This window comes from Delftia sp. JD2 (genome assembly GCF_001682645.1).
Taxonomy (GTDB): Bacteria; Pseudomonadota; Gammaproteobacteria; order Burkholderiales; family Burkholderiaceae_C; genus Comamonas; species Comamonas acidovorans.
In genome coordinates this window covers 53,270-66,903 of sequence record NZ_LFJT01000008.1, presented here as the reverse complement: position 1 = coordinate 66,903, position 13,634 = coordinate 53,270, and the positions used below count along the sequence as shown (strand labels likewise).

The following is a 13,634-nucleotide window of genomic DNA, read 5'->3' as shown; positions in this document are numbered from 1 at the left end:
GCAGCTCAGGCGGTGAGCACTTTCCTCATGGTGATGTGGGGAATGCCGGCCTCTTCATAGGGCTCGCCTTCCGGCGTGAAGCCCGCGCGCAGGTAGAACGACTCGGCATGGCGCTGCGCATGCAGCACGACTTCGCGGTCGCCGCGCTGGCGCGAGGCTTCGACCAGGCTGTCCAGCACGATGCGGCCCCAGCGGCCGCCGCGCACGCTGCGGTCCACGGCCATGCGGCCGATCCTGCCCGCGCCCGGGCTGTCGCTGACCAGGCGGCCGGTGGCAATGGGCTGGCCCAGGCCGTTGTAGACCACGGCGTGGCGGGCCACGGGGTCGAATTCGTCGATCTCGATCTCGCGCGGCACGCCCTGCTCGTGCACGAACACGGCCAGGCGCAGGCGCTCGGCGTCGCGGCCCAGGTCGTTCCAGCTGCCCGATGCCACGCGCACCACGCTCTGGCCGGACTCATAGGCCGTGAGCACGTCGCGCAGCTGCTGCGGCACGGGCAGCGGCTGGCGCGTGGTGGCATCGGCGAACACATAGACCAGTTCCACGGTGTTGAGCAGTTCCATGCCGCGGAAGATGCCGGCCTCGAACAGCAGCGAGGTATTGCCCTGCCTGGCACAACGTATGCCCACATGCAGCACGTCGCCCAGCGTGGCCGATGCGTGGTAGGTGGTGGTAGCCTTCTTGACGAACAGCTCGCCGCCCAGGGCCGCGAAGGACGATTCATAGGGCAGGCCCAGCTGGCGCCAGTAGTCGGTGACGGCCACGTCGGCGTACATCAGGTAGTGGGCGTTGAAGACGATCTTCTGGGCGTCCACTTCGGACCAGCGCACTTCGATGCGTTGCAGCGTGCGGAAATCTTGGCGTTGCATGGGGGTGTTTCTCTCCTGTTGTCTTGGGGTGTCTTGGGGTGTCTTGGGGTGTCTTGGGGTGTCTTGGGGTGCTTTGGTGCGTCTTGGCCTTCAGGCCGCGAAGGCGTCGCTCAAGGCGCGCGCCATGTCGGCATGTGCACGGCGCGCTTCCGCAATGGCGCGGCCCATCTTGACGAATTCATGGGTCACGCCCCGGTAGATCTCCAGGTCCACGGGCACGCCGGACATGCGCAGCTTGTCGGCGTATTCCACGCCCTCATCCACCAGCGGGTCGCATTCGGCCAGGCCTATCCAGGCCGGGGCCACGCCGTCCACGTCAGGCGCCAGCAGCGGGGCAAAGCGCCAGTCCTCGCGGTCGGCGGGGCTGTTGAGGTACTGGGCGAAGAACCAGGTTATGGCCGGCTCGTCGATCACCAGCCCGTGAGCGAAGCGGCGGTGCGAGTCGGTGTCCTGGTTCGCTGTCGTGCCCGGGTAGATCAGCAGTTGCAGGGCCAGCTTGAGGCCGGTGTCGCGCGCATGGATGGCGCAGGCTGCGGCCAGCGTGCCGCCCGCGCTGTCGCCGCCCACGGCCAGGCGCGCAGGGTCGGCGCCCAGCGAGGCCGCCTGCGCGGCCAGCCACTGCAGCGCGTCCCAGGCGTCGTTGTGGGCCGTGGGGAATTTGTGCTCTGGCGCGCGCCGGTAGTCCAGCGAGACCACCATGGCGCCCGACAGATGGGCCAACTGGCGGCACAGCACGTCGTGCGTGGCCACGCTGCCTACGGTGAAGCCGCCGCCGTGCAGGTACAGCAGCACGGGCAGGCCCGTGGCCGGCGCCTGGCTGCGCTCCACGGGCGCATAGAGCCGCGCGGGCAGCAAGGCGCCATCGCGCGCGGGAATCTGCAGATCCTCGACACGCGGCAGAACCGGCTTGGGAATTTCGAGCACGCCGGCCCCCGCCTCGTAGGCGGCACGTGCGCCTTCGGCGCCCAGCTGGTGCAGAGGCGTGCGCGCGGCGCGCTCCATGCGGCGCAGCACATCGCGCATCTGGTGGGTCAGGGACGCCGGCAGCGGCGTGGCATGGGAGGAGGATTCAGTCTGGGGCACGTTCAGGAGCACGTTCAGGGACAGGTTCGGTAGCGACTATCTGGCAAGGCAATTCGGTGGGACCGGCGAGGTGCGGCCGACCAGGCACGGCGCAGCAGGCATTGTGCCGCGAGCACAAGGCCCTGGCAGCCATGCGATGGCAGTGCATGCCCGCGCTGTCGCCCCCGTGACCGCCGCAGCGCCCTCTCAGGGTTTGCTTTGTTTGCAGTGCAGCACGCGCGGTCTAGATTCGGCGCACTCCCCCTGATCCCCACCATGGGCCGCAGCGGCCCGCAACGAGTCACCGACCATGGCCTTCATCAACTACGTCACCCAGATCCAGTTTGACTTCGGCGCCGTGCGCCTGTTGCGCCAGGAGTGCGAGCGCGTGGGCATCACGCGGCCGCTGATCGTCACCGACCAGGGCGTCAAGGCCGCTGGCGTGCTGCAAAAGGCGCTGGATGCGCTGGGCGGCATGCCGCATGCGGTGTTCGACCAGACGCCCTCCAACCCCACCGAGGCCGCCGTGCGCGCGGCCGCTGCGATCTACCAGGAGCAGCGCTGCGACGGCCTGATCGCCGTGGGCGGCGGCAGCGCCATCGACTGCGCCAAGGGCGTGGCGATTGCAGCCACGCACGAAGGGCCGCTATCGCACTACGCCACCATCCAGGGCGGCTCGCCGCGCATCAGCGAGCGCGTGGCCCCGCTGATCGCCGTACCCACCACCAGCGGCACGGGCAGCGAGGTGGCGCGCGGCGCCATCATCATCGTGGACGACCACCGCAAGCTGGGCTTTCACAGCTGGCACCTGGTGCCCCGTGCCGCCATCTGCGACCCGGAACTGACCTACGGCCTGCCCGCCATGCTGACGGCCGCCACGGGCATGGACGCCATCGCCCATTGCATGGAGACCTTCATGGCGGCGGCCTTCAACCCGCCTGCCGACGGCATTGCGCTCGATGGCCTCACGCGCGGCTGGGCCCACATCGAGCGCGCCACGCGCAACGGCCAGGACGCCGAGGCGCGCCGCCAGCTGATGAGCGCCAGCATGCAGGGCGCCATGGCCTTCCAGAAGGGCCTGGGCTGCGTGCACAGCCTCAGCCACAGCCTGGGCGGCGTGAACCCGCGCCTGCACCATGGCACGCTGAACGCCATGTTCTTGCCCGCCGTGGTGCGCTTCAATGCCGAGGCAGAGAGCGTGCGCGCCGAACAGCGCCTGCAGCGCATGGCCCACGCCATGGGCCTGGACTCGGGCAGCGACATTCCCGAAGCCATACGCGACATGAACGCCCGCCTGGGCCTGCCCACGGGCCTGGCCGCCATGGGCGTGGAGCGCGCCCAGTTTGCAGCCGTGATCGGCGGCGCGCTCAAGGACCATTGCCACGGCACGAACCCGCGCCTGGCCAGCGCCGACGACTACGAGCAGATGCTGGCCACCTCGCTGTAAGCGGGACTCAGCCGCCAGCACTAGGCTGGGGTGTTGTCGATGGAGGCTGGGGTGTTGTTTGGGATGCCACTTGCGCCGGAGTTTGTGCCGAAGTCTGCACCGGAGCCGGCGCTGCGCCAGCTTCCATCATCCGGCGCACCTCCACGTTCTGCATCAACTGCTCGGCCATGACGCCCAGCAGCTCCAGATCGGCCGCCGAGACCTCGCGCGGCGCGTCGTCCATGATGCAAAAGCTGCCCAGCACCGTGCCGTGGCGGTTCTTGAGCGGCACGCCCGCGTAAAAGCGCAGCCGCATCGCCTGCAACGCGGGGTTGCCGGCAAATCGGGGGTCGCGCGTGGCGTCATGCACCACCAGGGCGTCACCGCCATGGACCACGTAGGAGCAGATGGACTGCGCACGCGGCATGCCGGCGGAAGCCGGGTCGCCCTGGTCCGCCACCAGCAGGCTGCCGGGCGTGTGCACGCGGTCGGCATCGACCCATGAGACCTGGGCCCATTTCACATCGAAGGCATTGGCGGCCTGCTGGGCTGCCTCGTGGTACAGCGACGGCAGGCCGGGCCCGAGCACGCCGCTGTCGTGCAGCTGGCGCACGCGCTGCGCGTCGTCATCGGGAATGGGCGCGGCCAGGCCCTGGCCTGCCGCGTCAGGCAGGCGCAAGGCATCCACCCACAACTGCAGCTCGCGCAGGCCGGACACGCAGGCGGCGGCGCCGCAGCGGCGCGCGAACTCGGGGTCGGACACCACGGCCGGCGCATTCCACAGCGCCAGCACCACGCGCAGGTGCGGCCAATGGCGGCGCACGCGGCGCATCAGTTGGCGCACCACGGTCTGGGGCTGGGTGCTGAAGACGGACAGCACCAGCAACTGCGCCTCGGCCAGCGCCTGGGCTCCTGCGTGGCCTTGCGGCAGGCCGCCCTGCCCCGGTCCCAGCTGGCGCCATTGCGGGTCGGCGGCCAGAGCCCAGTCCGAGCAACTGACCACGTGGCCGCGCAGCGCCTCGCTGTGCGCCACCATCGCGGCTGCCAGGGCATCGACCTCCCAGCGCGCGCCCACGCAATGGATGCGCAGGGCGCGCGTGGCCAGGGCCGCAGCGGGCGGCGGATGGCTTTCGCGCAGTTCCTCGATCAGGGCATCCATGCCGCTGGACAGGCGCAGCCGGTGTTCGGCCGTGGCCGATTCCAGGTGCTGCTGCGTGGCCAGGCGCAGTGCGGGGATGGCCACCTCGTCATAGAAACCGGCCACTGCGGCCGAGCGTTCGTCCGCCGAGGCGCGCGCCGGCAGCCTTGCGTCCACCAGTTCATGCGCCAGCGTGACCGCGTCTTCCACGTCGTCGGCCAGCAGGCGCTGGTACAGGCGCTGAGCCGGCCCCAGCACGGGCGAGCTGCCCAGCAGCACCTCCATGAATTGCAGCGCCGGGATGTAGCGCCCCAGCACCAGCAGGCAGACCGTCAGCGGAGTGGACAGGATCAGCCCTATCGGCCCCCACAGCGCTGTCCAGAAGGTGGCCGACACGATGATGGACAGCGTGGACAGGCCCGTGCTGCTGCCATACAGCCAGGGCTCGATCAGGTTGTTGCTGATCAGCTCCAGCGCCATGATCAGGCCCAGCGTCATCAGCAGCATCTGCCAGCCCGGGTCCACGGCAAAGGCCAGCGCCAGCGGGAAGGCGGCCGAGATCATGGCCCCCACATAGGGCACGAAACGCATGATGGCCGCCAGCACGCCCCAGAGAATGGCGCCCGGCACGCCAATGAACCACAGCCCCGCCGCCATGGGCAGTCCGTAGGTGATGTTGACGACGAACTGCATGCGCAGGTACTTGCCTATGCGCTGCGAGGCCTCGTCCAGCGCGTCGGTGGCCACGTGCAGGTTGCCGCCCATCAGGCGCAGCAACCGGTCGCGCAGGTCATCGCGGTCCAGCAGGATGAGGATCACGAACAGCAGCACGATGCCGGCCATGGTCACGGGCTCGGCCACGCGGCCCAGCCACTGCAGCATGCGCGCCGTGGGCTTTTGCTCGGGCGACTGGATCTCCACCTTCTGCACGCGGGGCGTGGTGGCGCCGCGCGATATCTCGCGTTCCACGGTGTCATAGGTGCGCAGCGCGCCGTCCCAGGCACTGGGCATGTTGGCGTTCCTGCGCAGGCTGCGCAGCTTGTCGCGGATGGTGTTCTGGTAGGTGGGCAGATCGGCGCTGAGCTGCTGCACCTGGCTGCCCAGATAGGTACCCATTCCCGCCAGCGTCGCCAGCGCCATGACCACCACCAGCAGCGTGGCCGCCATGCGCGGCATGCCCCAGCGCTTGAGCCGGGAGACGGCCGGATCCAGCAAAAAACCGAACAACAGCGCCAGCGCCAGCGGAATCAGCAGCCCTTGGCCGAAATACAGGCCGGCAATGACGATGCTGGCCACCAGCAGCCCGGTGAGCAGGCGCAGCGCAGGCACCATGTCGGCCAGCTGTGCCAGGCCCGGCAGTGCCGAACGCACGCTGCGCGCGAAATCGGCATGGGTGGCGGCATGGGCGGCGGAATTAGCGGCTGCATTGGCAGCATTGCCGCCTTCGGCGGCGGCAGGAAGGGCCTGCCGTGAAGGCGACGGCGCAGGGTCGGAATGTGGGTTCATGGAAACGGGATGTCAGGGCTTGGATGCAGGTATGGATACTGCCTCACATCCGCATATCGGGGGATTGCACAGCGCGCCGCAGGCCTGCCCTGTCAGCGAGCACCGCAATTGCCGGAACGCCGTTGCCGCCGGCGCATCGGCCCGATCACCAGCGCACACGCACCACGGTACCCCCACCGGCCCGCGGCAGGATATCCAGCACAGCCCCGATGGCATGGGCGCGGCGATGCATGCCTGCCAGGCCCAGGCCCTGCAGGCCAAGCGGGATGGCACCCTGCGCAGGGCCACGGCCAGGGCCAGGGCCGGGGCCGGGGCCAGGATCGGAAGGCAGGCCGCAGCCGTCATCTTCCACGCGCAGTTCCCAGTGCAATGCACGCCGGGCATCGCGGCCAGGGCTTGCAGCATCTGCACGATCCACCGGCTCCAGCACCAGCCACAGCGTGGTGGCGCGCGCATGCTGCAGCGCATTGCTCACGGCCTCCTGGGCGATGGCCAGCAACTGCTGGGACGGCTGGCCACGCGGCAGGTCTGGCAGGTCTTGCAAGACTGGCAGGTCCGGCACCCCGCGCAGCCCGGCGGCGGCATGCGGATCGGCCACGCTCCAGCAGATGCGCATGCCGCGCCGGTCCAGCACGGGCTGCAGCCGGTGGCGCAGGCGCGCCAGCCGCACGGGCAAGGCGTCTTCCATGGCGTCCATGGCATCCACCATGAGCCGCAGGTCCAGCAAGCCCTGCTCCAGCAATTCCTGCGCCTGGCGCTGGCGGGTCTCGCGCGGGTCCAGCAAGGCCATGGCATGCACCAGCAGCCCGCCCACGCCGTCGTGCAGGTCGGCGGCAATGCGCCGGCGCTCGGCCTGCACTTCGCGCGAGGGCCGGGGACTGCGCCGGCGCCGCCACAGCAGCAGCCTGTGCAGTCGCCGGGCGCCCATGGCGCACAGCAGCGCCGTGGATACCAGCAGGGCCAGGCTGGCCAGGCTCAGCCACGGCGGGGCCTGGGCGCCCGCCTGCCAGAGCCAGGCGCACAGACCCAGCATCTGCAGCAGGCCCAGGGCCAGGCAGATGGCCAGCGTGCGAAGGGGATCTTTCATGGCCAAGCCGTGCCAGGCGCGGCCGCCATGGCCCGGGCGGCGGCAGACCGCTGCGGGCAGGACGCCGCCCCAGGATCAGAACAGGCCGCGCAGCGATGCAAAGCGTACCGCCTGGGCGCGTGTGCGCACCTGCAGCTTGCGGTAGATGTTCTTGATGTGCGTGTTGACCGTCATGGCGCTGATCATCAGGCGCGAGCCGATCTCGGCGCTGGTGTAGCCGCTGGCCACCATGCGCAGCACCTCGCGCTCGCGGGTGGACAGGCGGTCTGCCTCGTCGGGCGTGCGGCGCTTGGGCTCGGCGCCCTGGGTCTTGTCGAAGCGCTGCAGCAACCTGCGCGCCAGGCTGGGGGTGACGGATGCGCCGCCATTGGCCACCTGCAGCACGGCCTGCGGATAGTTGCCGAACCAGGAGTTCTTGACGAGGTAGCCCGTGGCGCCCAGCTCGAAGGCGCGCAGCACCTGTTCGTCGTTTTCCATCACGGAGATGATGACGGCCTCGGCCGTGGGCCGCACGGTCTTCATCATGTCCAGCAGCTCGAAGCCCTCGCCGTCACCCAGGTTCAGGTCCACCAGCATCACGTCGAATTCATGCTGGCGGATGGCCTTGCGCCCGTCGCGCACGCTGCCGGCTTGGGCCACGACCAGGGTGCGCGGGTCGTTCATGATTTCCTGCGCAATGACCATGCGGATATGGGCATCGTCGTCCACCAGCAGCACCCGCACGGGCTTGTCGGGCTGGCCCGCCAGGTAGTCGGGCCACATGGCAGAGCTCAGACCTGTGCCCAGCATGCCCTGGGCGCGAGGGGACTCGGCGATCAGGGGTCGGGCATCGGCGGGAACGTCGGATGGATTCATGCTGCTCTCCTCAAATGTCACGCCATGTGTATGACGCAACCGATCACAGACTTGCCTTTCCACATTAAGAGAAATCGCAACCGATATCCACAATCTTTGACGAAGTTTGTGAAAGATTGCGTAGATTACAAATTAACACCTTTGTGTGAGGAATCGACTACGGAGTTTCCTGAGCGCCGGCCCGGCGGATCTTGCGGATCCAGCCACCGCGCACCGCGCCTCCAATCCCGCCCTGTGACAAAGGCCGATCCCGCCTTTGTTGCCGCCGCCGGCCTCAGTTGCGTGCACTTCGATACACCAGGTTGCCCAAAAGCCACCGCACCCGCCGAAACGGCGGCCCCAAGCAAAGCTGCAACCGTAAATTTTCTGTCGTTACACCTTGAAACTACCCAGATCCATTCATCGCGCACGGCTGACGCTTTAACGCGATGCAGCCTGCCTGCAAACGGCTTGGGTGGGTAAGTACCCGGCAAGTGGATCAGCGCTCATGGCTACCCCGGACAAGAGATGGAACGGACGGATCTCCCCGAGCACATTGGAGTCCAGACAACGAGCAGGGGTCCAGGGAGACAAAGCCGGAAACCTCCGCAAAGTGTCTGCAAAACGGGTGCTTACACACCTCTTCCTGATAGTCCGATTCTTCATCAAGGAGCCATCATGAAATCGCTTGCAATTCTTTCCCTGAGCTTGATCGCAACAGCTGCCATGGCAGGCCCCATGGGTGGTGGCGGCGGTGGCGGCAGCGGCGGCGGCAGCAGCAGCTCCCAGATCGAAATCAATGGCCCCAGCGTTCAGGTCACCCTGCTGAACAGGAGCGGCGTGCTGAACGTGGCAACGGGTGGTGGCAAGGCCTCCCAGAACCTGGCCAGCAATGCAGGCAACGTGACCATCGATCGCAGTGGCAGCTCGCTGCAGGTCGTCGCAGCCACCGGCAGCGGCATCCTGAACAAGGCCGATGGCTATAGCGCAGTGGCCGTCAACAACCTGGCCTCCAACTATGGCGAAGTGGACGTGAAGAGCACTTCGATCCAGGTGGTGGCTGCCAAGAACTCCGGCATCATCAACTACGCCGGCAACGGTTCCATGGCAGTGCAGAACATCTCCAGCAACAACGGCTGCGTGACCTGCTACAACAACCACTGAGCCTGGCTGCCGGACGAAGGAAACTGCCGGGCGGCCCCAGGCCACCCGGCGGCACCTTCCCGGCGAAGACCCAGCTCACCGCACCAGGAGAGCCCACCATGCACACCGCCGCCCATCTCTGTTCGGCTGCCCTATTGGCCTGGCTCGCCCTCGGAGCGAACCCCCTTCATGCAGCGGCCCCCGGCGAAGACCCGGTGGTGCTGAACAAGCCCGTCGACTACCTCAGGCTGCCCACGGCCAAGCAGCCGACATCGTCGGGGCTGGACACCGTCACCGACATCCCCATCAATGTCAAGGCCAAGATCGCGCGCTACGAAGCCATGTCCATGACCAATGCGCCCGGTATCTCCACCGAGGCGAACGTGGTGACCACGACCACGACGAGCAGCACGGGCATGCAGCGCACCTGCACCCAGGACCTGGCCAGCAACACCAACGCCAGCGCATTCAACCGCTACGGGCCCCAGACCAAGGACCAGATCGTGGTCCTCAAGGGCGACCTGGTCAACGTCTGCCGCTAGCGCGACACCGGGCGGCCAGCCTTCGGGCCGCCCACCATTTCTCGATCCCCCATTTCCGGCGCCGACGCCCGTGCGCGCCTGTGCCCTGGCTCGCCGTTTTCCAGCAGAGGTCCATCATGCGCAACCGCCTTCCATCGCCAGGACTTCCCCGCCCCGATGCCGCGCTGCAGCCGGCACTCGGCGGCCATGCGGACGACCGTGGGACTTTCCGCCAGCGATGGTCCGGCAGACAGGGTTGCATGCGGGCCATTGCCTGCGCCGTCTCTGCCTCCATCGTGCTGCTGTCGGGCTGCGCGCCGCTGGATGCACGCAAGGACGCCAAGTACCTGGACAAGGTCTATGCGGCCGACCGCCCCGTGGTGCGGCCGGTGCGCTCGATATCGAGCTTTTCCGACTCGCTGATGTGCATGGACAGGATGTTTCGCAACAGCCACATGCCCACGGTGCTGATCACCAGCAAGCAGTTGCCCGACTACTCGGGCCGCGTGGCCGTGGCCGCCAAGGAGATGGTGGTCACCGCCCTGTCCCAGATGTCGCGCGTCAGCAGTGCCTTCCGCTACGTGGACTATGAGGTGGACATCGCCCGCCAGGATACGGTGCAGAACCTCACCACCATCTTGCTCAACAACAACCAGATCCAGCTGCAGCGTCCCGCCCTGTATGTGTCGGGCGCCGTGTCCTTCATGGACCAGAACGTGCTGCGCAACAACGTGGACATAGGCACCAGCGCCTCGCGCCTGGAAACCGGCTACAGCGCCAACCGCAGCGGCGCCGTGCTGGGCATGGAGCTGCACCTGGGCGACTTCCGCACGCGCACCATCATCCCGGGCCTGGATTCGGCCAACGAGGTCGTCATCGGCAACGGCAGCCAGGGGCTGGACCTGTCCGGCCGCATCGGCTCCTACGGCGTGCAGTTCAGCGTGGGCCGCGACTATGCCCAGGGCTCGGGCCCGGCCGTGCGCACCCTGGTCGAGCTGGGCATGATCGAGCTGCTGGGCAAATGGTCGCGCCTGCCCTACTGGCAGTGCCTGACGCTGGACCAGACCCACCCCGACTTCCAGCGCCAGCTGCGCGACTGGTACGAGGAAGGCGAAGCCGGCATCCACCAGGAGCTGGTGCGCCAGTCGCTGATCAGCAAGGGCTATCTGCCGCCGGACGCCCCGGCCTTCACCGCAGGCAACCCGCAGTGGCGCGAGGCCATAGGGCGCTTCCAGGCCGACAGCGGCATGGTGGTCAACGGCGTGGTGGACTTCAACACCTATGAACGCGCACTGCGCGACTTCGTGGCCGTGGGCGCCGATGGGCACATCACGCGCATCGGCTGGAACACCAAGAGCGCTGCGCCGGTCACCACCGCCTCCGAGAACGTGGCCGTGGGCACGGGCGACTACCGCTACGGCGCCCCCGCGCCCGACCGCAAGCTGGACCTGTGGGTGGAGAACATCACGCCCACCCGCACCTCCTTCGAGACGGGTGAGCAGCTCTTCCTGTCCACCACCGTGTCGCGTGCCTCCTACCTGTCGTGCTTCATGGCGGGCGCCGATGGCGAGGTCACCCGGCTGGTGCCCAACGACGTGAACCGCTCGGGCTGGATCACCGCCGCCCAGTCCGTGCGCCTGCCCGACTGGATGAGCCCCAACCCCGGCTATGTGATCAACGCCGGCCCTCCCGGCAAGGAAGGCGTGGCCTGCTTCGCCACCGAGCAGAACATGACCGACAAGCTGCCCACGCTGCTGCAGGGCAAGGCCTTCATCGCCATCCCGGGCATGCGCTCCCTGGAGGATGTCAACCAGTACATGGCCAGCTCGCTGGGCGCAGACGGGTACACCGGCTCGGCCCGCTTCTGGCAGGTGGTGCCGGCCCAGGCCAAGCGCTGATGCACGGTGCGGAACACAAGCCAACCAGAGGCACCTGCCATGCCCTCCAGCGCTCATGAAACCTCGCCGCGGCGGCGCCGCGGGCTGCGCCTGACCGCCAGGCTTGTGCTGCCCGGGCTGCTGGTGGTGCTGCCCGGTCTGGCGCCCGCCGTGCTGCCGCATGTGCAGGCGGCAGCCCGCTTCACGCCGGTCATGCCCATCCGGGTGGCGACGGCCAGCGTGTACGGCTCCCAGCCGGGCACCAGCAACATCACTTCGACCTCGGATACCGCCCAGCAACGGGCCCTGTCCCAACTGCGCAGCCGCGCCGAAGGCAAGGGCGTGAGCCCAGCCACGCAGCGCGAGGCGCAATGGGTCATGGGCCTGCTGGCACTGCATGGCATTGCCATGGCCCAGGACGGGCCACAGGCCAGGAACTGGTTCGAGCGTGCCCAGCGCGCCGGCCATCCGCTGGCCAGCGCGGGACTGGCCTGGTGCGCCATGGACGGCTGCGGCCAGCCCCCCGATCCACCGGCCGCAAGGCCCTGGATCGCCCAGCTGGCCAAGACCGACCCGGCCCGTGCGCAATACCTGGAATGGCTGCTGGCACGGCGCTTGGCGCCGCTGTCCACGGCCGAGCCCGTGGGCGAGGCCTTGACCGTGGCAGGCACGCCCGACCAGGAGCTGCTGCAGCGCGCGGCGCGTTCGGGCAGCCCCGGCGCCCAGCTGGAATGGGGCCTGGCCCTGCTCGCGCAGGACGAGCCCGAGGCCGCCCTGCGCCAGTTCCGCGCGGCGGCGCCACGCTCATCCAGCGCGGCGACCAATGCGCAGATGCTGGGCGACCGCATGCGGCCCGCGGGCCAGCTGGTGTCGGCCCAGGGCACGTCTGCCCCGCCTGCGGCGCAGGGGCCGCAACGGCTGCAGCGCACGCCGGAGTTGCGGGGCTCGCCCAGCGAGCAGGACATCCAGGTGCGCCAGCCCGTCACGGCCCAGCAGCAGTGGGAGCAGGCCCAGCGCTATCACCGTGGCGAAGGCGTGCCGGCCAACTACACCGAGGCCCTGCGCCTGTACCAGCAGGCGGCGTCCCACGGCCATGTGGCATCGCGGCGCATGCTGGAGTTGATCTATTCGCGCCCCGCACAGGGCGGCGGTGTGGACATTGGCTGGATGCAGCAGCTGGCACGCATCGACCCCATGACCATGCAGCCCATGGCGCCCATCAGCCCTGCGCCCTACCGGCGCGACCCCACGCCGCTTTTCGACATGGTGCCGGCGCCCTGGCACCGGAACTGACGCAGGCCCCGGGTCCTGCCCTAAAGCAGCACATCCAGGCCCGTGTCGGCCATCCAGTCCACCGGGTCCTGGCGCAGCACCATGTCGATGTCCAGGCCCAGGGCCACCCCCACTTCGCCGGGAAAGCTCACGGCCAGCGCGCGCTCGCCCCATTGCGCCTCGCGCGATCGGGCGCGCCAGGCGGCGATGTGCAGCACGCAGGCCAGGGGATCGAAGCCGGGCTGGGCCAGCGGCGCGTGCAGGTGCTGCAGCGCGTCGGCCAGCAGCGGCGGAAGGTTCCAGCGCCGGGCCAGGCCTGCGCTGACATGGCTGTATGCGTAGCCGCACAGCCGCATCTCCAGTTCGGCACGGCGCGGGTCCAGCGGGCCGACCAGCTCGGAGATGGTGGCCGCGCGGCCGGGATCGATCATGTGCATGGCCAGCTCGCCCAGCCCGTGCAGCAGGCCTGCCGCATAGGCCGCCGTGGGGCTGGCCTGTACCGTGCCGGCCAGCGCGCGGGCCACGCGTGCGGCATCCACGCTGTAGCGCCAGAAGGCCGGCATGGCCACGCCCGGCACGGCATGGGTGCCCACGCCCAGCGGCATGCCCCGCACGATCTGTCGCAACTGCGCGGGCGCCAGCAGGGCCAGCGCCTCCGGAATGCCGGTGACACGGCCCGCCATGCCGAAGACCGGGCCGTTGGCCTGCGCCAGCAGCCCGGCAGCGAGCGCGGGGTCGGCCGCGAACAGCTGGCTCAGCCGGCGCAGGCTGGGCTGCTCGGGCACCAGCTCGCGCAGCAGCAGCGCCACAATGCGCGGCTGCGCCGGCAGGGCCAGCGTCTGGGTCAACAGCGTCTGCAGATCCAGTGCGTGCGCAGCCATCGCGTTTCCTGCCTTGCC

General features: G+C 69.0%; 11 protein-coding genes. 5 read left to right on the top strand and 6 right to left on the bottom strand.

Translation table 11 applies throughout. From position 1 onward, the window contains the following. Positions 1-5 precede the first annotated feature (5 nt). A complete protein-coding gene (locus ACM14_RS06595) occupies positions 6-869 on the bottom strand; it encodes a YbgC/FadM family acyl-CoA thioesterase (protein WP_065345682.1) in 864 nt (287 codons plus the stop codon). A gap of 90 nt (positions 870-959) precedes the next feature. Continuing rightward, complete coding sequence (locus tag ACM14_RS06590) at positions 960-1,964, bottom strand: alpha/beta hydrolase (protein ID WP_043820892.1); 1,005 nt, start codon at positions 1,962-1,964, stop codon at positions 960-962. Positions 1,965-2,241: 277 nt separating this feature from the next. Here ACM14_RS06590 and ACM14_RS06585 point away from each other — a divergent pair, with 277 nt between their 5' ends. Beyond that, positions 2,242-3,378, top strand: coding sequence for an iron-containing alcohol dehydrogenase (locus tag ACM14_RS06585; protein ID WP_065345681.1), 1,137 nt, complete (start codon positions 2,242-2,244; stop codon positions 3,376-3,378). A 7-nt stretch (positions 3,379-3,385) separates the two neighbouring features. Here ACM14_RS06585 and ACM14_RS06580 read toward each other — a convergent pair whose 3' ends face one another. The 3 genes from ACM14_RS06580 to ACM14_RS06570 all read right to left on the bottom strand — a co-directional run bounded on the left by ACM14_RS06580 (position 3,386) and on the right by ACM14_RS06570 (position 7,943). Beyond that, positions 3,386-6,001 (bottom strand): AI-2E family transporter, encoded by a 2,616-nt coding sequence (locus ACM14_RS06580; protein WP_065345680.1) that lies wholly within the window; start codon positions 5,999-6,001, stop codon positions 3,386-3,388. Positions 6,002-6,146: 145 nt separating this feature from the next. Further along, positions 6,147-7,088 carry a sensor histidine kinase gene (locus tag ACM14_RS06575; protein WP_254662008.1) on the bottom strand — a complete coding sequence of 314 codons (942 nt, stop codon included), beginning with the start codon at positions 7,086-7,088 and terminating at the stop codon, positions 6,147-6,149. Positions 7,089-7,163: 75 nt separating this feature from the next. Beyond that, positions 7,164-7,943 carry a response regulator transcription factor gene (locus ACM14_RS06570; RefSeq protein ID WP_012205218.1) on the bottom strand — a complete coding sequence of 260 codons (780 nt, stop codon included), beginning with the start codon at positions 7,941-7,943 and terminating at the stop codon, positions 7,164-7,166. A gap of 657 nt (positions 7,944-8,600) precedes the next feature. On the opposite strand from ACM14_RS06570, the gene ACM14_RS06565 reads away from it, so the two are divergent. The 4 genes from ACM14_RS06565 (at position 8,601) to ACM14_RS06550 (ending at position 12,756) form a co-directional block, all read left to right on the top strand. After that, complete coding sequence (locus ACM14_RS06565; protein WP_012205217.1) at positions 8,601-9,086, top strand: hypothetical protein; 486 nt, start codon at positions 8,601-8,603, stop codon at positions 9,084-9,086. A 197-nt stretch (positions 9,087-9,283) separates the two neighbouring features. Next, on the top strand, positions 9,284-9,607 hold the full coding sequence (locus ACM14_RS06560) for a hypothetical protein (RefSeq protein ID WP_224985943.1): 324 nt from the start codon (positions 9,284-9,286) through the stop codon (positions 9,605-9,607). Positions 9,608-9,846: 239 nt separating this feature from the next. Beyond that, positions 9,847-11,484 carry a DUF4384 domain-containing protein gene (locus ACM14_RS06555; RefSeq protein ID WP_065345678.1) on the top strand — a complete coding sequence of 546 codons (1,638 nt, stop codon included), beginning with the start codon at positions 9,847-9,849 and terminating at the stop codon, positions 11,482-11,484. A 39-nt stretch (positions 11,485-11,523) separates the two neighbouring features. Then, positions 11,524-12,756 carry an SEL1-like repeat protein gene (locus ACM14_RS06550; protein ID WP_065345677.1) on the top strand — a complete coding sequence of 411 codons (1,233 nt, stop codon included), beginning with the start codon at positions 11,524-11,526 and terminating at the stop codon, positions 12,754-12,756. Between the two features lie 20 nt (positions 12,757-12,776). On the opposite strand, the gene ACM14_RS06545 is transcribed toward ACM14_RS06550, so the two are convergent. Beyond that, positions 12,777-13,616 carry an HDOD domain-containing protein gene (locus ACM14_RS06545; RefSeq protein WP_043820881.1) on the bottom strand — a complete coding sequence of 280 codons (840 nt, stop codon included), beginning with the start codon at positions 13,614-13,616 and terminating at the stop codon, positions 12,777-12,779. Positions 13,617-13,634 lie beyond the last annotated feature (18 nt).